The following is a 23,805-nucleotide window of genomic DNA, read 5'->3' as shown; positions in this document are numbered from 1 at the left end:
CGTTAAAACTCGGGTAATACGCAATGGCAATCAAAACTGCACACGAAGTTCGCGCTGGTAACGTTATCTTGGTTGACGGCCAACCTCTGGTTGTTCAAAAAACCGAATTCTCAAAATCAGGTCGTAACTCTTCAGTAGTTAAAATCAAATCCAAAGGCCTGTTGTCAGGTTCTGGTTCTGAAGTCGTTTACAAATCCGACGACAAAATGGAAGTGGTTGTACTCGACCGTCTGGATTGTACTTACAGCTACTTTGCTGACCCAATGTACGTGTTCATGGACGAAGAGTTCAATCAGTACGAAGTTGAAGCTGACAACCTCGGCGACACGTTGGGTCTGATCGTTGACGGCATGGAAGACAAATGCCAGGTTACTTTCTACGATGGCAAAGCCATCTCTGTTGAGTTGCCAACAGTAGTTGTCCGTGAAGTTGAATACACCGAGCCAGCAGTACGTGGCGACACTTCAGGCAAAGTAATGAAGCCAGCAAAACTGGTGGGTTCAGAAATGAATATCCAAGTAGCGGCATTTATCGATATCGGCGACAAAATCGAGATCGATACTCGTACGATGGAATTCAAAAAACGCGCTAACTAAGCGTGATAAAAAGCAAAAAAGCCACCGAACCCGGTGGCTTTTTTTATGTCTGACCCCATCTGGTAGCGGATGGCCGAATGAGGCTGCGACGATTGGCAAGGAGTGAACAATGAAGATTTTCGGCGGTTTTAGTCTGGGCACCGTGATTGCCGTAGCGCTCTCCTGGAGCGCCAATCATTCGATACTGTGGGCCATTATTCATGGCTTTTGCAGCTGGTTTTATGTGATTTACTATTTCCTGTTTAAATAAGGCTCGCAAGTTAAAGAGTCAAACACCCGTCTTTATGCCGCTTTGCTGGAAAAGCTGAGTGCTTTAATCGAGTAATGTTTTGAGCCTTTTGACAATATGTGTGAGCTCGTCCTGTAAAGCCGCGTCTTCATCATAAGTTGCGGACATTGAATTCCAGGTGTTTTGCACAATATCAAGCAGCATTTGTTCCTGCTGATCGCTGAGCTCCAGGGCGGTGAAGGATTGTTCCAGCGCCATCATGGCATCGCCAAACAAGATTGTGCGTTTTTGCTTGCTTGAACGCTGCTGTTCGTCAATGGCGATCAGTGCATTGGCCAGATTGGTTTGAAATCCGCTAATCGCATTATTGGCACGAATCGCCGCGACGTGTGATTCCGCTGATTCAGCCAAAATGGCCAGATGGTCGCGCAAACGCCCGCATCGTTCTTCATCATCGGTTGGCATATTGTTGATGAGCAGTTTAATGGACGGGAAATTAACCGAAAGCCGGTTTTTAAATTGGACCAAGCGCTCCATCTCGGCCATTTTCTGGATCACCGCCTGTTCAACATCGGTGGCGATTCCTTTATGACCCAAAGTAGCGATATTCTCGCCCACCCTCACTTCGGCCACCCCATCAAGACCAAACTGTGTCAGGGCCGTGAGCAATTCAGTAGTCAGCTCCCGGGCTGAGTGGCTGCTGGCAAATCTTTGAATGGTTTGCAAGACAATGCCGGTTTCGCCCATGCTATTCATCGCTGTAAAAGCCGTAGACGTGGCAAACCGGATTTGTGACTTGTATTGATCCCGTTCGTCGCGCAATTGCAGCATGCGCGCAATGCGCGTACTTAACAGTTTTGGATTGATTGGCTTGGTGATAAAACCCTGACCACCGACATCGTAAACATTGAGCAGTTCGTCCAGGTTTTCAACTGCGGACATCAGCATGACTGGCGTCTCGGATAGGTCAAAATCATCAACAATACTTTTGCATAAGCCAAAGCCATCGAGCTTGGGCATCTGGATATCGGCAATCACTGCTGCAGGCCGATGCTGACGGGCTTTTGTCTGCCCTTCTTCGCCATCAGCAGCTTCGATAATTTGATAGTGGGTATCAAGTAGGCGTCTGATCAGCTTGCGGATAAGGGGGTCATCATCCACGAGCAGAATCGTGGGTTTAAGCTCTGCTTCATGCATTGCAATTTCTCCTGAAAGTGAATGATCTGCCCGGAATGGTTATCTGCAAGTACGCGGTTGAAACCTGACTTCTCCCTGATAATTTAGCAAGCTAACTGTGTTTACGATACGAAATTTCGCGCTTTTTAAAGTGCTGCAATCGACTAAGACACGCGACTATTTCAATCACATGAATGAAAAAGCCCCGACTTCCATTCAGGAAACCGGGGCTTTTACTTGGGCAGTCTGATCAGTTAGCTCGACTCTGGCCGGGTTAATTAGCCCTCTTCGTCAAACACCGCCGTGGTGTAAACGTTTTGCACGTCGTCGAGCGCTTCCATCATGTCGATCAGTTTTTGCATTTTGATCGCATCATCGCCAGTCAACTCGGTTTCACCTTGCGGTTTCATCGTCGATTCGCCGACTTCGGCTTTAAAGCCTGCTGCTTCCAGCGTTTCCTTGATGTTAACGAATTCATACGGCGGCGTGATGACTTCAATCGAGCCGTCGTCGTTGGTCGTTACGTCGTCAGCACCCGCTTCAAGTGCGGCTTCCATCAGTGCTTCTTCATCCGTGCCCGGCGCGAAAATCAGATAGCCGCAATGCTTGAACTGAAAACTCACGCAGCCGTCGGTGCCCATATTGCCGCCGTATTTTGAAAACACGTGGCGAACGTCGGCAACAGTGCGGGTGCGGTTGTCGGTCAGGCAATCGACCATCACCGCCGCGCCGCCCAGGCCATAACCTTCATAGCGCGTTTCGATGTAATCAACACCGTCGAGCGAACCGGTACCGCGTTTGATCGCGCTTTCGATATTGTCTTTGGGCATCGATTGCGCTTTGGCTTTATCAATGGCCAGGCGCAGACGCGGGTTCATCGTGATATCGCCGCCACCCATTTTGGCCGCAACGGTGATTTCCTTGATCAGCTTGGTGAAAATCTGGCCGCGCTTGGCGTCCTGACGGCCTTTACGATGCTGAATATTTGCCCACTTGCTATGACCTGCCATGCTGCACCCGTTCAATCTGGTTTAATTAATTGGGCGCTATTCTAGCATGAGCGTGAGCAGGTCAAAATATCGTATTCGGGCTTAACAGAAACCGGCTTTGACTAAGGACAAATGATGAATTGGCGTGGTCAGCGTGTGTTGCGATATGTGTGGGCTTTGCCGCTGACTTTGGTTGGTGCGTTGCTCGCTTTGCCGCTGTGTCTGTTTGGTGCTCGTTGCGTCTGGTATTGCGGCGTATGCGAAGTGAGCGCGCCTGCGCATTGGCGTTGTGCACGCTGGCGTTTTGCCGCGATTACTTTCGGTCATGTGGTGATTGCTGCTGACGCCAGCCAAATGGCGCGCTTGCGTGCGCACGAGCGGGTACACGTCCGTCAGTATGAGCGCTGGGGAGTTCTGTTCTGGCCCTTGTATCTGGGATCAAGCTGCTGGCAATGGCTGCGTGGGCGGCGTTTTTATCGCGATAATTATTTCGAGCGCGAGGCCTATGGCGATTTACCGCCAAGCTTGCGACGTTCACGCTGACGGCGTTGAGGCGCCACCAAACCAGATCGGCGGATCACCGGCACGCCACTGCGGATACTTGCTCATGACCGATTCAAACAGGGCTGATGAAGTCAGCCGTGCCAGCCAGTCTTGCAAGGCGGCGCTGGTGCTGCGCACAAATGCTGCACTATCGACTGCTGCGCATTGGCGGACAAAAGGCACAATCGCCAGATCCGCCAGACTTAAGTGATCGCCAAATAGATGGGTATGTCCTTCTAGCCTATTGCTGATATGGCTTTCAAGCCAATACATGGCATTGTATTGATGCTGTTGTGCTGATAGCTCCAAATGACGCTCGGGGTACTTGTAGCGATCAAGCAAAGGTTTGAAGATTTGATCGTGCAATGCGATCAACTGAAGCTGCGCGTCCAGCGCCAAAGTCAGTCTGCTATCTGCTGCCTTGTGCCCGACAGCCCACAACATAATGTCCAGACTCTGTTCAATAATTTGGCCATTGCCCAGTAACAAAACCGGTACCGTTCCTTTGGGCGAGATATGCAATAGCTCGGCTGGCTTGTCGCGCAGCACCACCTCGCGCAACTGCACCTCGATATTGCACAGACTCAAGGCCAGTCTGGCCCGCATTGCATACGGGCAACGGCGAAATGAGTACAGAATTAGCTGATTTTTATCTTTCATTGTTTGCTGTTTTGCCTGATTGTTTATTGCAAATCATATTTTTTCAATGACGTTGACTGAAAATAATTTTGCTGTTCCATGTAGGTTTTGAATGGCGATCATGACAAGTCTTGCCTATAAAAAGAAACGGCTCAAGAAATTTATACCTGAGTACAAAGTGGTATCTGGTTCTATCAGCGTGAATGGGGGGCATATGGCAAAGAAAATATTGGCGGTAGATGATTCGCCATCAATTCGGCAAATGGTGAGCTTCACCTTGCGTAGTGCAGGTTACGAGGTGGTCGAGGCCGTTGACGGCAATGCAGGTGTTGCACAGGCCAAGACTGGGCAGGTGGATTTGGTACTCACCGATCAGAATATGCCGGGCATGGATGGCTTGACGATGATTCGCACCTTGCGCGGGCTGCCTCAATATGCCACTACGCCCATCCTGATGCTCACCACCGAATCGAGCGATGCGATGAAACAGCAGGGGCGTGCAGTCGGTGCCACCGGCTGGCTGGTGAAACCGTTTGATCCACAAAAACTGCTGGAAGTTGTCCGCAAAGTCATCGGCTAGTGGTCTCTAGCGAGGGGGAGCTATGTCGATTGATATGGGCCAGTTTATTCTGGTTTTTTTTGATGAGGCTGCCGAGCACTTGGCCAATATGGAGTCCCTGCTGCTCAATATCAATGTGGCCGAACCTGATGCGGAAGATTTGAACGCCATCTTTCGCGCGGCACATTCGATCAAAGGGGGGGCAGCAACATTCGGTTTTGCCGATTTGACCGATGTGACGCACGTGCTGGAAAACCTGCTCGATAAAATCCGTAAAAACGAAATTACGCTAACAGCGGCAATGGTTGATGCTTTCCTGCAATCAGGGGATGTGTTGCAAGCCATGCTGGCCGCGCATCGTGGGCAGGGCCAGCCAGATGAATTGGCGATGAGCGACATCAAGGCTAGGCTCACTCAATTACTAAGCTCGCAGGACGGCGCAACTACGGCAGAGCCGAGTGAGCTGACTATTGTGATTCAGCCCGGTGAGCCGTTTGATGAAACGCTGCTATGTCGTGAGCTTGATCGCTTTGGGGTTATTGACGATTTTACCCCTGGCGACGCCCATTCACCCTGGTTGTACCGCATCAAAACCACTGATAACCCTGAAAAAATACTTGATTCAATGTCGTTCATGATCGAGCCAAATCGGGTTTCAATTACACCAAGTGCCGAGTGCCAATCTGATTTTGGCCTCTTTTTGACGCCAGCCGAGCCGGATTTAAGCGTTGATGAAGGGTTTGGATTTTTTGATGACACGCCAGATGTTGCCTCGCCTGAAGCCCCTGCCGCGACGGCAGAGGAGGCTGGTTATGGATTCTTCCAACCCATCGTAGAGGCTCCTGTAGTCGCAGCCGTTAGCTTAACACCTGCTGCAGTCACACCGATCAGTCGTCCCCAGAACGAAAGAGCAACAGATAAAGCGGCCGAGTCTTCAATCCGGGTTAGCGTGGAGAAAGTTGATCAGTTGCTCAATTTGGTCGGCGAGCTGGTCATTACCCAATCCATGCTGGCGCAGAATTCATTGCAGCTGGATCCTGTTTTGCACGAAAAACTGCTCAGCGGTGTTGCCCAGCTTGAGCGCAATACGCGCGAGCTGCAAGAGTCAGTCATGTCGATCCGGATGATGCCCATTTCCTTTGTTTTTAACCGCTATCCACGGCTGGTTCGTGACTTGGCTGGCAAGCTGGACAAGCAGGTTGAGCTGCGCATGATTGGTGAAAATACCGAGCTGGATAAAGGCTTTATCGAAAAATTGAGTGATCCGCTGACGCATCTGGTACGCAATAGTCTGGATCATGGTATCGAATCGCCACAGGTACGGCTCGCCCGAAATAAGCCGGCTCAAGGGACGCTGACACTCAAGGCATTTCATCAGGGCGGCAATATTGTCATTGAAGTCAGTGATGACGGGGCTGGGCTGAGTCGCGAACGTATTCTGAATAAAGCCAAAGAGCGTGGCCTGAATGTGAATGACAATATGAGTGACAGTGAAGTCTGGCAACTGATTTTTGAAGCTGGTTTTTCTACTGCGACCGAAGTGACTGATGTATCAGGTCGTGGAGTGGGAATGGATGTGGTTCGTAAAAACATTCAGGCAATGGGTGGACGGGTCGAGATTCAATCGATGACTGGCGTTGGCTCGACGATGAGTATTCGTTTGCCATTAACCCTGGCGATTCTGGATGGGATGTCGATCAGTGCTTCGGGCGAACTCTATATTATTCCATTGACTTTTATTACCGAGTCACTGCAACCCAAATCTGCCGAGATTAAAAGCATGGCGGGACGCGGCAATGTCATTAATGTGCGTGGCGAATATTTACCATTAATTGCATTGCATGAAATATTCAATCTTGATCCAGCCATTAATCAGTTTGAAGCAGGATTAGTCATTATCCTGGAGGCAGAAGGGCAAAAAATTGCTTTATTTGTTGATGATTTATTGGGGCAGCACCAGGTGGTTGTTAAAAATTTGGAAACCAATTATCGACGGGTGAATGGTGTGGCGGGAGCCACTATTATGGGTGATGGCCATGTTGCATTTATTCTTGATGTAGCTGCCATTGTCAATATGGCGCAGCATCTTGCATCAGCAACTCCGGAAAAAATAGCGGCTTAGGAGGAATTATGGAATCACTGATTAAGGAAGAGGCAAATCAGGAGTTGCTGGTTTTTGCCCTTGGAAAAGAAGAGTACGGCATTGATATTCTGAAAGTGCAGGAAATCAGAGGCTATGATGCTGTGACCAGTATTGCTAATTCGCCCTCTTTTATTAAAGGCGTTATCAATTTGCGTGGCAATATTGTGCCTATTGTTGATTTGAGAATAAAGTTCAATATTGGCAACATGAGCTATGATCAGTTTACTGTGGTCATTATTATTAATGTGGCGCAGCGGACATTAGGTATTGTTGTTGATGGTGTTTCCGATGTAATGACTTTAACACCAGAGCAAATCAGAAATGCGCCTGAGTTTGGTTCTGCGTTGGACACTGCCTATATTCTAGGCCTTGGGACCATAGAAGAAAGAATGATTATTCTGGTCGATATAGAGAAGCTAATGACCAGTGCCGACATGGCACTTGTTGAGGCTGCTACTGCATAGGAGGATCTATGAATAAATTAAAGCTGCATCAACAGTTTGTGATGGGCATTGTGGGTATTGTACTCATGTTGCTGCTGATTGCATTTTCTGCATATCGGACAAGCACAGAAACAAATCAGAGAATGCACGGACTGGCCGAGAATCAGTTACCACACCTGATTCAAGTTCAGCATGTGCTTGATGATATTAATTCAATTTCTCAGTTCTTGAAGAATATGCAGGTTACGGGAATTGCTACGCCTGAGGATAAAGCTAAATCTGATCGAGAATGGGGCAATGTATTGCAAACCCGTGCAGAAATAGCCAAGCAGATAGAAGAAATAGAGTTGCAGGCAAAGAATGCAGGTGACACACGAACGCTGGAGTTTCTGGAAAAAATTAAAACAAAGCGCAGTGATTTTGTTGCAGCCCAGAATAAATTTCATGAGCTGTTTGTTTCTGGTGATGTTGTTGTAAGTCGTGAGTTTATTTTGGGTGAGCTGCATGAGCAGTTTTCTGCCTATCAGAATGTGGTACAAGAATTTGGAAATAAAGAGCAAGCTAGTGTTTCTGAAAATGCTCAGGAGCTACTGAGTGTTTCCGAGTCAGCCAGAGTACAAGTACTGTTTTCTGCAATTGTTGCAGTTGTTTTGGCTGTTGTGATTGGGTTGTTCTTGTTGCGGAAAATGAGAAATCAATTAGGTGGAGAAATTGAGTTTGTAAAAGGTTGCGTGCAACAGATTGCCAACGGTGATTTGTCTGCTCAAATCAGCCTGAATTCGGCAACAGAAGACAGTTTATTGGCCCAGATTTGCTCCTTGCAAACCCAATTGCGGACCTCTGCGGATATTGCAAAAGAAAATTCACGAGTGAGGACTGCGCTGGATACGGTGTCAACTAGTGTCATGATTGCCGATGCAGAAAGAAATATTGTGTACTGCAATCGAGCTGTTGAGCGTTTGTTACAAAATGCGGAGGCGGATATCCGGAAAGATCTGCCACAGTTTAGTGCGCGCAATATTATTGGCGCTAACATTGATGGATTTCATAAAAACCCCAATCATCAGCGCAATATGCTTGAGCATCTGAGCACAGAGCATAGAGCCAGCATCATGGTGGGGGGGCGAACCTTTGCATTAACCGTCAATCCGGTGATGGACGAAAAAAATCACCGTATTGGCTTTGTCGTTGAATGGCTGGACCGTACCGATGCGCTGGCTTTTGAAGCGCGAGAAAAGCAGCTTGCAGATGAAAATGCCCGCATTCTGGGGGCACTGGAGGCGACTTCAACCAATGTCATGCTGGCTGATGAAAATCGCACAATTGTTTATATGAATAAAGCAGTGACTTCAATGTTGTCACGCGTTCAGAATGAATTGCGCAAAGCTTTGCCTCACTTTGAAGTGAATAAACTGATCGGGACCAATATTGACAGTTTTCACCGTAACCCAAGTCACCAATCCAGTTTGCTGGCCAATTTAACGACGACTTATCGCTCGCAAATTACCGTGGCTGGGCAGACCTTTTTGCTGATTGCCAACCCTGTTTTTGATGCAGCAGGTAAACGACTGGGTTCGGTGGTGGAATGGATTGACCGAACTGCAGAAGTGGCTGTCGAATCCGAGGTCAACGCTCTGGTTGAAGCGGCGGTGAACGGCGACTTCAGTCGACGTATCAATCCGCAGGGCAAAGAGGGCTTTATGCTCAAGCTGGCGGAGGGCATGAATCAGCTTTTGCTCTCGAATGAGTCAGGAATGAAAGACGTTGGCCGTGTTCTGGGGGCCTTGGCTCAAGGTGATTTAACGCAGAGGGTGAGTGCCGATTATCGTGGCTTGCTGGGGCAATTGAAGGATGACTGTAATGCAACGTGCGAGCGCTTGTCCGAGATTGTGACCAACATCCAAGAGGCGGCAAGTACGATAAATGTCGCTTCGCAGGAAATTGCTGCGGGTAATAATAATTTATCTGGCCGTACCGAGCAGCAGGCCGCTAGTCTTGAAGAGACCGCGTCGAGTATGGAAGAGTTGACCGGTACCGTGAAACAGAATGCAGAGAATGCTCGTCAGGCCAATCAATTGGCGATTGGCGCCTCAGATATTGCAATCAAAGGCGGTGAAGTGGTCGGTCAGGTCGTGTCTACCATGTCCGAAATTAATGATTCGGCGAAAAAAATTGTCGACATTATTTCCGTGATTGACGGGATTGCTTTCCAGACCAATATCCTGGCGCTGAATGCGGCGGTAGAGGCTGCCCGTGCAGGTGAGCAAGGGCGTGGATTTGCGGTAGTGGCTTCCGAAGTGCGTAATTTGGCGCAGCGCTCGGCAGGCGCGGCCAAGGAAATCAAAACCTTGATTGGTGACTCGGTCTTGAAAGTTGAAGCAGGTTCAAAACTGGTCGATCAGGCTGGCCATACCATGCAGGATGTCGTTAGCGCGGTACGACGTGTTACCGACATCATGAGCGAGATTTCTGCTGCATCCAACGAACAAAGTGCAGGGATCGAACAGGTTAATCAGGCCATTACCCATATGGATGAAAACACCCAGCAAAATGCAGCTTTGGTTGAAGAAGCCGCTGCTGCGGCAGAGAGTCTGGAAGATCAGGCCAATAATCTGACGCAGACCGTTGGTATTTTCAAGTTAGCCGGGGGGCGTTCCTTGCTGGGCCGAGCGCCCGTCAGAGCCAATCAGGCACTTTCTGTGACAGGTAAGTCCAAGCCAGCGTCGGGCAAACTCGATGTGCCTTTGCCAAAGCGCTCTGACTCCGATGATGAGTGGGAAGAGTTTTAATTTATGTACTGAGGGGCATTTGCCCCTCATTTCCGCATATCAGTACCGTTCTCTGGGGCGGTCAGATTGACTAATCAAATCCACAGATTTGGATGGCGAAAGTGTTGAGTTATGCAAAATGAGCATGAGTTCGCTTATACCAAGGCCGATTTTTCCCGAGTGGTAAACCTGATTTACCAGCGTGCTGGTATTCGTCTCAATGATAGTAAGCAGCAAATGGTGTATAGCCGTCTATCCCGCAGGTTGCGTGCTTTGCAGCTCGATACCTTTGCGGGGTATTTGAATTTGCTGGAGCGTGATGCCGAGTCAAGCGAGTGGCAACAATTCATTAATGCCTTAACGACGAATTTAACCTCTTTCTTTCGCGAATCGCATCACTTTGATTTGCTCTCCCAGCAGATGCAGAGCAGCCAATCGCATCCCTTCCGGATCTGGTGTGCTGCCTCATCCACTGGAGAGGAGCCTTATTCCTTGGCCATGACGGCAATAGAAAGTTATCAGTCGTTTGTGCCGCCTGTACAAATTATTGCTTCCGATCTGGACACGCAGGTTTTGTCGACTGCTGCGCAAGGTATTTATTCAGCAGAGATTCTGGAGCGCCTTTCAATTGAACGTCGCCGCAATTTTTTTCTTAAAGGCAAAGCGCTCAATCAAAGCAAGGTAAAAGTGAAGCGACCATTAAGTGATTTGATTCAATTTCGTCAAATCAATTTGCTCGCGGCTACTTGGCCTTTGGAAGGGCTGTTTGACGCTGTTTTTTGCCGTAATGTAATGATTTATTTTGATCAGGAAACTCAGCGAAAGATATTGCAGAGGATCGCTCTTTTATTAAAGCCAGACGGTTTGCTATATGTTGGACATTCAGAAAATCTGCATTACATGGCGGACTACTATCAATCTGTTGGTAAAACTGTTTATAAAATGATAGATAAAAACATGCAACACAAAGGCAAATCACGATGAGTGATCCTGTAGAGGAGATTCTGGCTCCTACGATCTATTTCGATAAAAATTTCGCAGTAGAAGCGGCAAAAATCTTGCCGGGAGAATATTTTGTAACAGGCAGAGAGATGCTTCTGGTGACTGTGCTGGGGTCATGCGTTGCGGCGTGTATTCGCGATTCGGTGAGTGGTATCGGCGGGATGAATCACTTTATGCTGCCTGATTCGCAAGATGATCTGGCCACTGTGAACGGACTTTCAACACGGTATGGTACTTATGCCATGGAAGTTCTGATTAACCAGTTACTCAAGCAAGGCGCTAACAAAAAAAGGCTGGAGGCCAAGGTTTTTGGTGGTGGAAATGTTTTGCGTGGATTTACTGTTTCGAATATTGGTTTGAAGAATGCTGATTTTGTTAAATCATTTCTGAATTTTGAGCAAATTCCAATTGTAGCCGAGGACCTGCTGGATATATTTCCACGGAAAGTCTATTTCTTTCCAAAAACCGGCAGGGTCTTGGTAAAAAAATTGAAATCGGTACATAACAATACGATTATTGAGCGGGAGAAAAATTATGGTTCCCGCCTTATCCAGTTTGGTCGTGGCGGTGAAGTCGAGTTATTTGAATAACTCGGCATGGAGATAGAAATATGGGCAAGTTGAAGGTGGTAGTGGTTGATGATTCGGCCTTGATCCGGAGTTTGTTGAAAGAGATCATCAACCAGAGTGCAGACATGATTTGTGTTGCTACGGCACCTGACCCGCTGGTGGCACGTGAAGTTATTCGCGAACTCAACCCGGATGTAATTACACTGGACGTTGAAATGCCAAAAATGGATGGGCTGGACTTTTTGGCGCGTCTGATGAGGCTTAAACCAACGCCGGTATTGATGATTTCATCGTTGACCGAGCAAGGCTCCGAAGTGGCTCTGCGTGCGCTGGAGCTGGGCGCTGTTGATTTTATCGCTAAGCCGAAAATGAATATTGCAGGTAAAATCAATGAGTATTCCGATGAAATTCGGGACAAAATCCGGATGGCAGCCAAAGCAAAGGTGAAATGTTTAATGCGGGAACCAATCCCTCCCAGCCATACTGCAGATGCAGTCTTGCCCAAAACCTCACGACCCCTGTTGAAGTCGGAGAAGCTGATTATTGTGGGTGCTTCTACTGGCGGAACAGAGGCACTCAAAGATTTTTTGATGCCGATTCCGCCTGATGCGCCAGCAATTTTGATTACGCAGCACATGCCCGAATCATTTACCAATTCATTTGCCAAACGACTTGATTCATTGTGCCGGATTTCGGTTAAAGAAGCAGAGCACGGGGAGCGGATCTTGCCCGGTCATGCGTATATTGCGCCTGGACACTCCCATTTGCTGCTCGGGGTGTCTGGCGCCAACTATATTTGTGAGTTGTCCGATGGCGCTCCGGTTAATCGGCATCGCCCATCAGTCGACGTGCTGTTTCGCTCTGCCGCCAATGTTGCCGGGCGAAATGCGGTGGGTGTCATTTTAACGGGTATGGGCAAGGACGGTGCGGTGGGTATGCTGGAAATGCACCAGGCTGGCGCGCATAATTTTGCCCAGGACGAGGCCAGTTGTGTGGTATTTGGCATGCCCAAAGAGGCGATTGCAGCGGGTGGTGTTGATGAAATTGTGCCGCTTAAAGATATGACACAAAGGGTCTTGTCCTGGATTTCAGCCAACAGTAGTCGAGCATTGAGAATTTAAAGGATAGGCATGGCTTTACCAGTACTGATTGTTGAAGATGATGATGATTTGCGTGAAGCATTGGTAGATACCCTGGAGCTGGATGGCTACGGGGTGGTTGTCGCCGAGGATGGTGTATCTGCTCTGGCTGTTTTGGCAAGCCAGCAAGTTGGCCTAGTGATTTCTGACGTTCAAATGCAGCCCATGGACGGCGAAACCCTGCTAGTTGAAATCAAAAAACGCTATCCATGTTTGCCAGTTATTCTGATGACGGCTTATGGACTAATTGAACAGGCGGTCAATGCACTGCACGCAGGTGCTAGCCATTATTTACCCAAACCATTTGAGCCTGCCGCATTGCTTGAGCAGGTGCAACGCTATCTATTGCCTGATTTGGGTGAAGATGCCTTGGTGGCCGAATCGGCTGTGATGCAGCAATTACTTGATGTAGCGCGGCGCGCGGCACAATCGGATGCGTCGATTATGCTCACTGGTGAATCGGGTGTTGGCAAGGAGATCATGGCGCGCTTTATTCATCGCCATAGTGCACGGGCCACGAAACCGTTTGTAGCGATTAATTGCGCTGCGATTCCTGAGCAACTACTCGAATCAACCCTGTTTGGCCACGAAAAAGGCGCGTTTACAGGTGCAGCTACCCATCATATCGGCAAGTTTGAGCAGGCGCAGGGTGGTACGATTTTACTGGACGAAGTGACAGAGATGCCATTGGCTTTGCAGGCCAAGTTATTGCGGGTATTGCAGGAGCGTGAGCTGGAAAGAGTGGGGGGGGTGAAGCCGATTGCACTCGATATTCGGGTGTTGGCGACTTCCAACCGAGATCTGGCCAAAGAGGTTGCAGCAGGTACTTTTCGCGAAGATTTGTATTACCGTTTGAATGTGTTCCCGCTGCAGATTCCGGCTTTGCGTGATCGATCCGCCGATGTTTTGCCATTGGCACGTAATCTGCTTGCTAGATATGCAGCGGTGCAGAAAAAACGCTCACCCGTTCTGTCTGCATCAGCCCAACAAACGCTAGTTGCATATCATTGGCCCGGTAATATCCGTGAGTTGGACAACGTCATTCAGCGGGCTTTGATTTTGTCTCCAAGTGATGAAATTGCCGCGGAACATCTTTTCTTGCCTGCTCAGGCGGCAAAAATTGCCGCTGCTGAATCGGCGCAGGAAGAAATTGCCGTGCCAAGCAATATCAAAGGCATGGAAAAAAACATGATTTTTGAGGCGCTCAAGGCTGCAGGCGGCGTGCGAAAAATCGCAGCAGAAAAACTGGGAATGAGCGAAAGAACATTACGCTACAAGCTGGCACAGTACCGCGAAGAAGATGGTGGTTTGCCAATTTAACACGACAAGGTGTAGGAAGTGCTTGCTGCAACTGGCTTGCACCCCTACAATTTTGCAAGGAAGGTAGGTAGTCATGAGCGTGCAAGGAATCGACCAGCTGCTCGGTGAATTAAGATCAATGTCCGCCTTGGCATCAGGCCAATCGGTCAATCAGCCCAATCAGGCAGTGGATGGGCCGAATTTTGCCGATGTGCTGAAAGAGTCCATTGATCAGGTAAACCAAGTGCAGCAAGAAGCTCAAACAAAACAGGTCGCTTTTCAAGCGGGTGACCCGGATGCTAATTTGCAGGATGTCATGGTGTCACTGCAAAAGGCCAGTTTGAGTTTTCAAACCATGGTTCAAGTTCGTAACAAGCTCGTTACAGCCTATCAGGAAGTCATGAATATGCAGGTTTAACTGCAGCACTGATATCGGTAGGGTATGGCAGAAGCGGGCGTCGCAGCAGATAACACCTTGGTGACAGCAAGTAATATCGGTGGGCTGAGGCAACGCTTCGATATGCTGCCGCCTGCGCGCAAAATGATGGCGATGGTTATGGTCGCGGTCATTATTGCTGCCATCGCCGGATCGTTGTTATGGTCGCGTGAACCCGCTTATCGCATCCTATTTACCAATCTGCCAGACAAAGACGGCGGCGCGATTGTCCAGTCGCTTGAGCAGATGAAAATCCCCTACAAACTCGATGCCGGCATGATTTCTGTGCCTGCCGAGAGTATCTACGACGTGCGTCTTAAACTGGCCGCTCAAGGCCTACCCAAAGCAGGAAATGTCGGCTTTGAATTGCTCGATAATCAAAAATTTGGCGTTTCGCAATTTACCGAGCAAGTCAATTATCAACGAGCAGTTGAAGGTGAATTGACCCGTTCGATCGAATCAATTTCCGCTGTCGATAAAGCTCGCGTCCATCTGGCCACGCCTAAACAAACGGTTTTTTTGCGTGATCAGCAAAAGCCCTCGGCATCGATAGTGCTGACTTTACATCCAGGCCGTGTACTGGATGGTGGGCAGGTAGCCGGGATTATTCATCTGGTGTCTTCCAGCATTCCGGGTCTGCCAGTAGCGAATGTGACCGTGGTGGATCAGGATGGTAATCTGTTATCAAGATCAGCCGATCTGAATTCACGCGGTAATCTGGATCAACGCCAATTGCAGTATGTCGGGCAGATTGAACGTGGTTTTGTTGAGCGGCTGGAGACGATTCTGGCACCGATTGTCGGCAAAGAAAATGTGCGGGCCGAAGTTACTGCGCAAGTTGACTTTGCTGAAATAGAGCAAACTTCAGAGAGTTTCAAGCCCAATTCGCCGCCCAATGCAGCCGCCATCCGCAGTCAGCAAACCATGGACCAGAGTGGTCGTTCGGCAGAAGATGCGGCAATGGGGGTGCCCGGCGCTTTATCCAATCAGCCACCAGGTGCTGCTGCAGCACCGATTACTGCGCCTGTGGCTGCGCCGGGTGAAGCCGGTGCATCGGCAGTGACTACGGGTGTTGCCGCCAACAGCAGAAAAGAAGCAACCACCAATTACGAAGTCGATAAAACGATTCAGCATGTCAAGCAGCCTGTGGGTATCGTCAAGCGTCTTTCCGCTGCGGTTGTGCTCAATTACAAGGCGGGCAAAGACAAGGATGGCAAAGTGGCCTATGTGCCATTTACTGCGGCAGAAATGACCCAGATTAATAATCTGGTTCGCGAAGCAATCGGTTACAACAAGGACAGGGGCGACTCGGTCAATGTGGTCAATGCTGCCTTTGCCGAGTCCATGCCTTTGGAAGAAAAAGCGCTCCCCGATAAGGCACTGAACTACATCCAAAGCAATGCCATGGATGTGCTAAAGATGTTGGTCATTGCGATTGCATCGCTTTATTTATTGTTCTTTGTCATACGGCCGTTGATGAAAGACCTCACGCGTTCGCGTGAAGAAGCGCGTACGATTGAGCTTGACTTGGGCGAGCCGGGCTCAGGCAATATGTTCGCCATTGAAGGCGGGGCCGATGATAGCCCTGAAGAGCAAAATAAAATGGCGGCCTTTGCCGATTTGCTGCAGCAGGCCAAAGAGTTGGCTAAAAATGATCCGCGCATGGTTGCCACCATCTTACGTGAATGGATGACGCCGCAAGACGATAAATCCAACCCCAATAAAATATCCTAAGCGGGAGCACACAGGATGGCTGCCAATTTGAATGATGATGGCGTACACAAAAGTGCGCTGCTGCTGATGTCTTTGGGTGAAGATGCTGCGGTTGAAGTATTCAAATTTTTGGGTCCCAAAGAGGTCCAAAAACTCGGCTTTGAAATGGCCAATATGAATTCGGTCAAGCGCGAAGAGATGGATGCTGTATTGGGCGATTTTATCGCCGCGACACAAAACCGTGCCAATCTGGGTGCCGCCGATGAATACATTCGCTCGGTTCTGACTAAAGCGCTAGGCACTGACAAAGCCGCCAATCTGCTCGATCGTATCTTGCAAGGCAATGATAATAACGGAATCGAATCCCTTAAATGGATGGATTCTGCCGCCGTAGCCGAGTTGATTCGCAACGAGCACCCGCAGATTATCGCAACGATTCTGGTTCATCTGGAGCCAGATCAGTCATCCGAAATCATGAGCAATTTCCCCGAGCGTGTACGTAATGACGTGCTGTTGCGGATTGCCACGCTCGAAGGCGTGCAGCCGGCTGCGTTGAAAGAGCTGAACGATGTTCTGACGCAATTGCTATCCGGTTCGGACAAACTCAAAAAAAGTGCTATTGGTGGCGTACAAATGGCCGCCGATATCCTCAATTTTATGGGCGGCGTGGTCGAAGCTTCAGCCGTCGCCAATATCCGCGAGTACGATCCCGAGCTGGCGCAAAAAATCCAGGACAAAATGTTCACCTTTGACAATGTTCTGGATATTGACGACCGCGGTATCCAGCTGCTGATGCGTGAGGTGCAGTCCGACTCGCTGATTATTGCGCTCAAAGGCACGAGCCAGGCTTTGCGAGAAAAAATCTTCAAAAATATGTCGCAGCGGGCCGCAGAAATGTTGCGTGAAGATCTGGAGGCCAAAGGCCCGGTTAAACTCTCCGAAGTGGAAGGCGAGCAAAAAGAAATTCTTAAAATCGTTCGTCGACTGGCTGATGAAGGGCAGATTGTCCTTGGTGGTAGCGGCGGCGAAGGCATGATCGAGTAAGGATAAGTAGTGTCAGGTCCACAACGTCGTATTATTCCCAGTGAAGAGCTGACCGAGTTTCAACGCTGGCAGTTCAATTCGCTGCTCGATAAAGCCGTGCCAGAAGTACAGCAAGAGCCAGAATTCATTGCTGCCGACTCCGCCGAGGATGTGCTTGGACTCGGGCAGGCCGAAACCGAAGCGCCGATCGAGGCGGAAATCGATCTGTCGGCTGAGCCAGTTTCGACGCAAGATATTGCTAACGCCATGCCGTACCCAACGGCTGAAGAAATTGAAGCGATTCAGCAGCAGGCTCATGAAGAAGGCTATCAGGCGGGTTTAGCAGAAGGGCGCGTGCAGTCTGCGGCCGAGTTGCAGCAACTGACGGCCTTGCTCGCTGCGCTGACAGAAACCATGCAACAGACAGAAACAGCGTTGGCTGACTCGGTGCTGGAGCTGGCGTTGCTGGTGGCTCAGCAAATGATTGGTGATGAGCTGCGCCAACATCCCAAGCAACTGCTGGCACCGATTCGTGAAGCGCTGTCGGCAATCCCTACCCCCACTAGCCCAGCCAAGCTGTTTCTGTCGCCTGATGATTTGCAGCTGCTGGAGCAAGATCTGCACTACGAGCTGGCGGCAGACATCTGGAAACTGCTCCCCGATCAGCAAATGTCGTCCGGCAGTTGCCGGATTGAAACGCCTAATACCCAGCTGGAATTTTCACTGGCTAGCCGCTGGAAAAAAATAACCGGGGTATTAGGCGCTAAGTCAGTCCCTGATTTTCCTGTAGGGCAATACGGGGGTGATGTATTGCCTGCCGAGTTTGCCGCTTTAACGACGCTGGACATCGCAGCCAGCACCTCTGACGCAGAGTCCATCATTACACCTTCTGCTCGTCCTGACGTCGATGACGCCAACACTTAATTCGATCCGCAGCTATCTGCAAGATTGCGCTTCGGCGCTGTCCACGGTAAAGCCTTGGCTGCCGCGTGGCCGCCTGACCCGGGTGTCCGGGCTGGTGCTCGAAGCTGTGGGGCTGCGTTTGCCAATTGGCGCTTCATGCGATGTGATGACGCCCGGTGGGCATCCGGTGGAAGCGGTGGTCGTCGGCTTTCAGGAGCAGCGCCTGTTCCTGATGCCGATTGCCGAAGTGTATGGTATCGAACCTGGTGCCAGCGTCATGCCACGCGAGGATATTGCCGCCTGGAAGCCGCAGTTGGGCAACCCAAGGCCCGTCCAGCGCCGGGTTGAAGATCACGGCCGCCAGGTGCCTGTCGGTTGGGGCTTGCTCGGGCGGATTCTGGATGGCTTGGGCCGTCCGTTGGATGGCAAGGGGCCGGTGAATAATGAAGCGTATTACCCGCTGTTTTCACGCGCGTATAACCCGATGGACAGAGAGCCGGTTCGCACTGTGATGGATGTCGGTGTGCGCGCTATCAACGCCATGCTCACGGTGGGGCGCGGCCAGCGTTTGGGCTTGTTTGCTGGTTCAGGGGTGGGCAAATCGGTGTTGCTGGGGATGATGGCGCGCTATACCGCCGCCGATGTGGTGGTGGTAGGCCTGATCGGCGAGCGTGGCCGCGAAGTGAAAGACTTTATCGAGAATATTCTGGGCGACGAAGGCCGCGCGCGCAGTGTTGTTGTTGCCGCGCCCGCCGATACGCCGCCGCTATTGCGTCTGTATGGTGCCGCCTACGCGACCAGTATTGCCGAATATTTTCGTGATCAGGGCAAGAATGTCCTGCTGATTATGGATTCGCTGACACGCTACGCCATGGCGCAGCGCGAAATTGCGCTGGCGGTGGGCGAGCCGCCCGCGACCAAAGGCTATCCCGCCTCGGTTTTTGCCCGCTTGCCGCAGCTCGTCGAGCGGGCCGGTAATGGCCGGGAAGGTGGTGGCTCGATCACCGCGTTTTATACCGTGCTCTCCGAAGGCGATGATCAGCAAGACCCGATTGCCGACAATGCCCGCGCCATTCTGGACGGCCACTTTGTTTTGAGTCGCCAGCTAGCAGAATCCGGGCATTATCCGGCAATCGACATTGAAGCCTCGATTTCGCGGGTGATGCACGACATTATCAGCCATCAGGAGTTTGAAATGGTGCGTCGTTTCAAATTCCTGTACTCGCGCTATCAGCGCAGCAAAGACCTGATCAGCGTTGGTGCCTATGTGCCCGGTTCCGACCCTGTGCTCGATGAAGCCATTCGTCGTCACCCCAGCTTTGAGGCGTTTCTGCAGCAATCGATCAATGAGCAGGAAGGTTACGACGGCGCTAGAATGAAGCTGGCTCAGCTCTTTGCTTAGTAGTTGATAGACCGCAGTTTTGATTGGGTGAATACTGATTGTGGCCGCTTTTCGTTTTGCCTTTTTATTGCAGCTTGCGCAGGATGAACGCGAAGAAGCTTCACGGGCCATGCAAAGCGCCCAAGCAGCCTGGCTGCTCGCCAAATCCAAGCTAGAGCAAGTCGATGGTTTTCGCACCGAATATCGGGCTAGACTTGCCAACAGCGCACAAACAGGCATCTCGGTGACCCAATGGCGTGATTTTCAGCTGTTTCTCGCCAAGCTGGATGCCGCAGCCATTCAGCAAGGTGATGAAGTCACGCGCCTTGAGCTGGAGTACGAGCGCCGAAAAACCGATTGGCTGGCGTGCGAAAAGAAGGTCAAAGCCTTTGATGCTTTGCGCGTCCGCCATGAGCAAAACGAAATGAGAAAAGAAAACCAGCGCGAACAAAAAGTTCTGGATGAATTCAATAGCCGGATCAAGCCCGACCCTTCTTCGTTCTAGTGAAGGTTCGAGTGCGGTTTATTGGGTCTAAGGATGGGCTTAATGATTGCAAAGGAATATTGAATTTCTTTCAATATGCGAGAAATTTCGCGGCTTGCAGGCAAGCCAGTTGTTCTGGCTTACCCGCAATGAATTGGGAGGATGACACCCACTTAGATTAAATCAGGTGCCATGTACTCCGCTTAAGCTTGTTGCGCGCGCTCGTAGCTGCTCATGATCTCGGCTTCAGCTGCAGCTTTGTCGCCCCAGCCTGTTACCTTAACCCATTTGCCTTTTTCCAGATCTTTGTAGTGCTCAAAGTAATGTTTTACTTGCGCGAGCAGCAATTCTGGCAAGTCTTCCAGTTTTTCGATGTGAGCAAACATTGCGCACACTTTCGGTACTGGCACGGCGATCACTTTCGCGTCCATACCGGCTTCGTCTTCCATGCCCAATACGCCAATCGCGCGGCATTTGATCACCATGCCGGGTGCCAATGGGAATGGCGTGTAAACCAAAACGTCAACAGGATCACCATCGAGTGACAGCGTGTGCGGTACGAAACCGTAGTTCATCGGGTAGGACATTGAAGTACCCACGAAACGGTCAACGATGATCGCGCCGGATTCTTTGTCGAATTCGTATTTTACCGGTGGTGCATTGGCTGGGATTTCGATGATGACGTTGAAATCTTCCGGCAGGTTTTTACCCGCTGCAATTTTGCTGATGTCCATGAGCTTCAAATCCTGAGGTTTTAAGTTTGAAAAACCCCGCGATTATATACGCGCCGTTGCGCAAACCGATAGCGCGGCGTGCAGCTTGGGGCGGAATTTGCGTCCAAATCAGGATGGTGGGCTGCCGGCTTGCGGCGGAGCGCGTAAATGGCGTGTGATTGTGGACTTTAAAACTTGTTCACCCTCAATGTGCCGCGCTGGCTTTTGCACTGCAACAATATATATGGCAAAGCCGATATGGAAAATCGGGCGCAGCATATACAATTAAAGCCTGCCGCATTATTGGAAATACCCGCATGAAACCTCATTATTTAGCCCCTTTGTTTGACCCGCGTACGATTGCCGTGATTGGCGGCTCGGAAACGCCCGGTTCGGTGGGTGAAAAGGTCATGCGCAATCTGGTTGAATCGGCTTACACCGGCAAGGTTTTTCCGGTGAATTTGCGCAGCCAGACGGTATTTGGCCTCAATACGGTAAAAACAATTGCCAAAGTGCCGGAGAAAGTGGATCTGGCGATTTTAACGACGCCCAGCAAAACACTGCCCGAGCTGATTGAAGGCTGTGGCAAGCTGGGCATTCGCTTTGTCATGATTATGTCGTGGGATTTTGTCGGCACCGACGCCAAAGGCAAAGTGATTCTGGATAAATTGCTGGCGCGCGCGCGCCAGTATGGCATGCGGATTCTGGGGCCCACCGCCTTTGGTTTTGTGCGTGCGCCGAGCAAATTGCTCGCGTGCAATTATCAGGGCAAGGTGAAAAACGGCAGCATGGCGCTGGTCTCGCAATCGTCAGCCGTGACCTCGGCGATTCTGGATTGGGCCGAGTCACACGATCTGGGCTTCTCGTCGGTCGTCTCACTGGGAACCGCCGCCGATATTGATGTCGGTGATGTGCTCGATTTTCTGGTGGCCGACCCGAAAACCAAATCAATTTTGCTCTACATCGAAGATTTGAAAGACGCGCGGCTTTTTATGTCGGCGCTGCGGGCAGCGTCGCGCTCCAAAGCCGTGCTGGCGCTCAAGGTCGGGCGATATGATCGCGGGCAGCGCATCGGGCGCACGCATTCGGAGCGCCTGATTGGTAGCGATGATGTGTTTGATGTGGCGCTTAAACGCGCAGGGGTTTTGCGCCTGCATTCGATTAACCAGCTCTTTACTGCGGCACGTGTGCTCGATGGTTCGTACAAAACCAAAGGCCGCCGACTGGCGATTATCACCAATGGGATTGGAGCGGGCATGATGGCGGTTGACCGTGCGCATGATCTGCATGTGCAACTACCGCGCCTGAGCGATGCCACCATCGCCGAGCTGGACGCGCTGCTGCCGCCACAGGCGCAGCACCATAATCCGGTCGATATTCTGGGTGATGCGGGGGCGGATCGCTTCAAGGCTGCGACCGAGATCGTTTTGCGCGATCCGGGCATTGATGGCGTGCTGGTGGTGTTTACCCCGCAGGCGGGCACCGACGATATCGCCACGGCGCAAGCAATGATCGAGCTGCGTAAATGCAATGACAAACCAATTTTGCTGTCGTGGATTGGCGGCAAAAAAGTCGAGGCCAGCCGAAAACTACTTTCGAAGGCGCAGTGCGCGCATTTCAGCGCACCGGAAAACGCGGTCGAGGTGTTTTACTCGCTCGCATCATGGCAGTACAACCAGCAGCTCTTGCTGCAAACACCATCGCCGATTGGCGAGATGGAAGCTCCCGATTTTGATACGGCGCGGATGATTATTGATGGCGTGCTGGCCAGTGGCCGCGAAGTGCTCGACGAAGTTGAATCCAAAGCCATGCTGCGCGCCTTTCACATTCCTGTATCGCAAACCGTGCGCGCCAAAACCGCCGATGATGCAGTCACTGCCGCGATGGGGCTGGGATTGCCTGTCGCGCTGAAAATCGACGCCGAAGTCGTGCTGCATAAAACCGATATCGACGGCGTGGTGCTTAACCTCAATAGTCTGGTTCAGGTGGCGACCGAGTCCAATAAAATGCTCGCCCGTGCGCACAGCTTGCTGGGACCCGAGCATGTTCGCGGGCTGGTGATTCAACCCATGCACGGTAAAAAAAGTGGCCGCGAGCTAATGGTGGGCGTGTCACGCGATCGCTCATTTGGCCCGGTGATCACCTTTGGTTTTGGTGGCGTGACTGTGGAGGTATTTAACGATGTGGCAGTCTCGCTGCCGCCTCTGAACGAATACCTCGCTGATAACCTGATTCGTCGTACCCGCGTCAAGGCCATGCTGGGCGCTTTTCGCAATCAGGCGCCCGTCGATCTGGACGCAGTGAAAATGGTGTTGATGCGTGTCTCGGAAATGGTCTGCGAATTGCCGCAAATCCAGCAAATGGACATCAACCCGCTAATTGCCGACGAGCATGGTGTGATTGCGGTGGATGCCCGCATTATTATCGCCCCGGTTTCCGAGCAGGCGCGCCGCTACAGCCATATGGCGATTCACCCTTATCCGGCGCATCTGGCCAGCGTAACGCAGCTGAAAAACGGCATGCCGATGGCCTTGCGCCCCATTCGCCCGGAAGACGCCGAGCTGGTCGCCACTTTTGTCAGCAATCTATCCGACGAAAGCCGCTACAACCGCTTTATGAGTACGCTCAAAACCCTGCCGCAAGCCTTGCTGGCGCGCTTTACCCAGCTCGACTACACCCGCGAAATGGCGATTGTGGCCACCGTGGAAACTGGCGGCGGAGAAATGATCATCGGCGTGGCGCGCTTTACCGCCAACCCGGATCGCGATAGCTGCGAATTTGCCGTGGTGATCGATGACCGCTGGCAGGGCAAGGGGCTGGGCGGGCGTTTGATGGATGCGCTATTTAACGCCGCACGCGATATGAATCTGAAAGTGATTGAAGGTGAAGTGCTGAGCAGCAATAAAACCATGCTGGCATTTATGAAGCACCTTGGCTTCAGCATTGGCCCGCACCCGGATGACGATGGCTTGAAATGGGTGGTGAAGCCTTTGCAATAGAGCCTAAGACGGTGCAATATTTGTGTTTATTTTTCAAACGAATAGCTAATTATTTCGGT

General features: G+C 50.8%; 22 protein-coding genes. 18 read left to right on the top strand and 4 right to left on the bottom strand.

What is annotated here, in order from left to right:
• The first annotated feature begins 29 nt into the window (after nt 1–29).
• Nucleotides 30–596: an elongation factor P gene (locus ABHF33_RS03215; RefSeq protein ID WP_157314181.1), complete on the top strand. Its 567-nt coding sequence runs from the start codon at nt 30–32 to the stop codon at nt 594–596.
• A gap of 109 nt (nt 597–705) precedes the next feature.
• Nucleotides 706–846, top strand: a complete 141-nt coding sequence (locus tag ABHF33_RS03210; protein WP_348945617.1) for a hypothetical protein — start codon at nt 706–708, stop codon at nt 844–846.
• Between the two features lie 63 nt (nt 847–909).
• On the opposite strand, the gene ABHF33_RS03205 is transcribed toward ABHF33_RS03210, so the two are convergent.
• Nucleotides 910–2,022, bottom strand: coding sequence for a response regulator (locus tag ABHF33_RS03205; RefSeq protein WP_348945616.1), 1,113 nt, complete (start codon nt 2,020–2,022; stop codon nt 910–912).
• A 257-nt stretch (nt 2,023–2,279) separates the two neighbouring features.
• A complete protein-coding gene (locus ABHF33_RS03200; protein ID WP_348945615.1) occupies nt 2,280–3,011 on the bottom strand; it encodes a YebC/PmpR family DNA-binding transcriptional regulator in 732 nt (243 codons plus the stop codon).
• A 111-nt stretch (nt 3,012–3,122) separates the two neighbouring features.
• Between ABHF33_RS03200 and ABHF33_RS03195 the strand changes: the two genes are divergently transcribed.
• Nucleotides 3,123–3,533, top strand: a complete 411-nt coding sequence (locus tag ABHF33_RS03195; protein ID WP_348945614.1) for a hypothetical protein — start codon at nt 3,123–3,125, stop codon at nt 3,531–3,533.
• On the opposite strand, the gene ABHF33_RS03190 is transcribed toward ABHF33_RS03195, so the two are convergent.
• Nucleotides 3,525–4,193: a glutathione S-transferase N-terminal domain-containing protein gene (locus ABHF33_RS03190; RefSeq protein WP_348945613.1), complete on the bottom strand. Its 669-nt coding sequence runs from the start codon at nt 4,191–4,193 to the stop codon at nt 3,525–3,527. The two genes, ABHF33_RS03195 and ABHF33_RS03190, sit on opposite strands and share 9 nt — an antisense overlap.
• Before the next feature lie 193 nt (nt 4,194–4,386).
• Here ABHF33_RS03190 and ABHF33_RS03185 point away from each other — a divergent pair, with 193 nt between their 5' ends.
• The 14 genes from ABHF33_RS03185 (at nt 4,387) to fliJ (ending at nt 20,055) form a co-directional block, all read left to right on the top strand.
• Complete coding sequence (locus ABHF33_RS03185; protein WP_348945612.1) at nt 4,387–4,752, top strand: response regulator; 366 nt, start codon at nt 4,387–4,389, stop codon at nt 4,750–4,752.
• 22 nt (nt 4,753–4,774) lie between these two features.
• Complete coding sequence (locus tag ABHF33_RS03180; RefSeq protein WP_348945611.1) at nt 4,775–6,853, top strand: chemotaxis protein CheW; 2,079 nt, start codon at nt 4,775–4,777, stop codon at nt 6,851–6,853.
• Between the two features lie 8 nt (nt 6,854–6,861).
• Entirely contained in the window at nt 6,862–7,338 is a 477-nt protein-coding gene (locus ABHF33_RS03175; RefSeq protein WP_348945610.1) for a chemotaxis protein CheW, read from the top strand.
• A gap of 8 nt (nt 7,339–7,346) precedes the next feature.
• Nucleotides 7,347–10,106, top strand: a complete 2,760-nt coding sequence (locus ABHF33_RS03170; RefSeq protein ID WP_348945609.1) for a methyl-accepting chemotaxis protein — start codon at nt 7,347–7,349, stop codon at nt 10,104–10,106.
• 111 nt (nt 10,107–10,217) lie between these two features.
• Nucleotides 10,218–11,069 (top strand): CheR family methyltransferase, encoded by an 852-nt coding sequence (locus ABHF33_RS03165; protein ID WP_348945608.1) that lies wholly within the window; start codon nt 10,218–10,220, stop codon nt 11,067–11,069.
• Nucleotides 11,066–11,677: a chemoreceptor glutamine deamidase CheD gene (cheD, locus tag ABHF33_RS03160; protein WP_348945607.1), complete on the top strand. Its 612-nt coding sequence runs from the start codon at nt 11,066–11,068 to the stop codon at nt 11,675–11,677. The genes ABHF33_RS03165 and cheD overlap by 4 nt, the downstream gene beginning before the upstream one ends.
• A 20-nt stretch (nt 11,678–11,697) precedes the next feature.
• Nucleotides 11,698–12,777, top strand: a complete 1,080-nt coding sequence (locus ABHF33_RS03155) for a protein-glutamate methylesterase/protein-glutamine glutaminase (protein ID WP_348945606.1) — start codon at nt 11,698–11,700, stop codon at nt 12,775–12,777.
• Nucleotides 12,778–12,786: 9 nt separating this feature from the next.
• Nucleotides 12,787–14,115 carry a sigma-54-dependent transcriptional regulator gene (locus ABHF33_RS03150; protein WP_348945605.1) on the top strand — a complete coding sequence of 443 codons (1,329 nt, stop codon included), beginning with the start codon at nt 12,787–12,789 and terminating at the stop codon, nt 14,113–14,115.
• Nucleotides 14,116–14,188: 73 nt separating this feature from the next.
• Nucleotides 14,189–14,512, top strand: a complete 324-nt coding sequence (gene fliE / locus ABHF33_RS03145; RefSeq protein WP_348945604.1) for a flagellar hook-basal body complex protein FliE — start codon at nt 14,189–14,191, stop codon at nt 14,510–14,512.
• 24 nt (nt 14,513–14,536) lie between these two features.
• Nucleotides 14,537–16,264, top strand: coding sequence for a flagellar basal-body MS-ring/collar protein FliF (fliF, locus tag ABHF33_RS03140; RefSeq protein ID WP_348945603.1), 1,728 nt, complete (start codon nt 14,537–14,539; stop codon nt 16,262–16,264).
• A 15-nt stretch (nt 16,265–16,279) separates the two neighbouring features.
• The gene (gene fliG, locus ABHF33_RS03135) at nt 16,280–17,287 is read left to right on the top strand and encodes a flagellar motor switch protein FliG (protein WP_198314424.1); all 1,008 of its coding nucleotides are present in this window, start codon (nt 16,280–16,282) and stop codon (nt 17,285–17,287) included.
• Between the two features lie 9 nt (nt 17,288–17,296).
• Complete coding sequence (locus ABHF33_RS03130; protein ID WP_348945602.1) at nt 17,297–18,190, top strand: FliH/SctL family protein; 894 nt, start codon at nt 17,297–17,299, stop codon at nt 18,188–18,190.
• Nucleotides 18,174–19,571: a flagellar protein export ATPase FliI gene (fliI, locus tag ABHF33_RS03125; protein WP_348945601.1), complete on the top strand. Its 1,398-nt coding sequence runs from the start codon at nt 18,174–18,176 to the stop codon at nt 19,569–19,571. Before ABHF33_RS03130 ends, fliI begins: the two co-directional genes overlap by 17 nt.
• Before the next feature lie 40 nt (nt 19,572–19,611).
• Nucleotides 19,612–20,055 (top strand): flagellar export protein FliJ, encoded by a 444-nt coding sequence (gene fliJ, locus ABHF33_RS03120; RefSeq protein WP_348945600.1) that lies wholly within the window; start codon nt 19,612–19,614, stop codon nt 20,053–20,055.
• A gap of 182 nt (nt 20,056–20,237) precedes the next feature.
• On the opposite strand, the gene ppa is transcribed toward fliJ, so the two are convergent.
• Nucleotides 20,238–20,768 carry an inorganic diphosphatase gene (gene ppa / locus ABHF33_RS03115; RefSeq protein WP_348945599.1) on the bottom strand — a complete coding sequence of 177 codons (531 nt, stop codon included), beginning with the start codon at nt 20,766–20,768 and terminating at the stop codon, nt 20,238–20,240.
• 296 nt (nt 20,769–21,064) lie between these two features.
• On the opposite strand from ppa, the gene ABHF33_RS03110 reads away from it, so the two are divergent.
• Nucleotides 21,065–23,746, top strand: a complete 2,682-nt coding sequence (locus ABHF33_RS03110) for a bifunctional acetate--CoA ligase family protein/GNAT family N-acetyltransferase (RefSeq protein ID WP_348945598.1) — start codon at nt 21,065–21,067, stop codon at nt 23,744–23,746.
• Nucleotides 23,747–23,805 lie beyond the last annotated feature (59 nt).

It is taken from the genome of Chitinibacter sp. FCG-7 (genome assembly GCF_040047665.1).
Taxonomy (GTDB): Bacteria; Pseudomonadota; Gammaproteobacteria; order Burkholderiales; family Chitinibacteraceae; genus Chitinibacter; species Chitinibacter mangrovi.
This window is presented reverse-complemented; position numbering and strand designations above follow the sequence as displayed.

Coding starts and splice junctions, on each gene's coding strand:
- ABHF33_RS03210 (WP_348945617.1), top strand. CDS start 706: ATGAAGATTTTCGGCGGTTTTAGTCTGGGCACCGTGATTGCCGTAGCG.
- ABHF33_RS03205 (WP_348945616.1), bottom strand. CDS start 2,022: ATGCATGAAGCAGAGCTTAAACCCACGATTCTGCTCGTGGATGATGAC.
- ABHF33_RS03200 (WP_348945615.1), bottom strand. CDS start 3,011: ATGGCAGGTCATAGCAAGTGGGCAAATATTCAGCATCGTAAAGGCCGT.
- ABHF33_RS03195 (WP_348945614.1), top strand. CDS start 3,123: ATGATGAATTGGCGTGGTCAGCGTGTGTTGCGATATGTGTGGGCTTTG.
- ABHF33_RS03190 (WP_348945613.1), bottom strand. CDS start 4,193: ATGAAAGATAAAAATCAGCTAATTCTGTACTCATTTCGCCGTTGCCCG.
- ABHF33_RS03185 (WP_348945612.1), top strand. CDS start 4,387: ATGGCAAAGAAAATATTGGCGGTAGATGATTCGCCATCAATTCGGCAA.
- ABHF33_RS03180 (WP_348945611.1), top strand. CDS start 4,775: ATGTCGATTGATATGGGCCAGTTTATTCTGGTTTTTTTTGATGAGGCT.
- ABHF33_RS03175 (WP_348945610.1), top strand. CDS start 6,862: ATGGAATCACTGATTAAGGAAGAGGCAAATCAGGAGTTGCTGGTTTTT.
- ABHF33_RS03170 (WP_348945609.1), top strand. CDS start 7,347: ATGAATAAATTAAAGCTGCATCAACAGTTTGTGATGGGCATTGTGGGT.
- ABHF33_RS03165 (WP_348945608.1), top strand. CDS start 10,218: ATGCAAAATGAGCATGAGTTCGCTTATACCAAGGCCGATTTTTCCCGA.
- cheD (WP_348945607.1), top strand. CDS start 11,066: ATGAGTGATCCTGTAGAGGAGATTCTGGCTCCTACGATCTATTTCGAT.
- ABHF33_RS03155 (WP_348945606.1), top strand. CDS start 11,698: ATGGGCAAGTTGAAGGTGGTAGTGGTTGATGATTCGGCCTTGATCCGG.
- ABHF33_RS03150 (WP_348945605.1), top strand. CDS start 12,787: ATGGCTTTACCAGTACTGATTGTTGAAGATGATGATGATTTGCGTGAA.
- fliE (WP_348945604.1), top strand. CDS start 14,189: ATGAGCGTGCAAGGAATCGACCAGCTGCTCGGTGAATTAAGATCAATG.
- fliF (WP_348945603.1), top strand. CDS start 14,537: ATGGCAGAAGCGGGCGTCGCAGCAGATAACACCTTGGTGACAGCAAGT.
- fliG (WP_198314424.1), top strand. CDS start 16,280: ATGGCTGCCAATTTGAATGATGATGGCGTACACAAAAGTGCGCTGCTG.
- fliI (WP_348945601.1), top strand. CDS start 18,174: ATGACGCCAACACTTAATTCGATCCGCAGCTATCTGCAAGATTGCGCT.
- ppa (WP_348945599.1), bottom strand. CDS start 20,768: ATGGACATCAGCAAAATTGCAGCGGGTAAAAACCTGCCGGAAGATTTC.
- ABHF33_RS03110 (WP_348945598.1), top strand. CDS start 21,065: ATGAAACCTCATTATTTAGCCCCTTTGTTTGACCCGCGTACGATTGCC.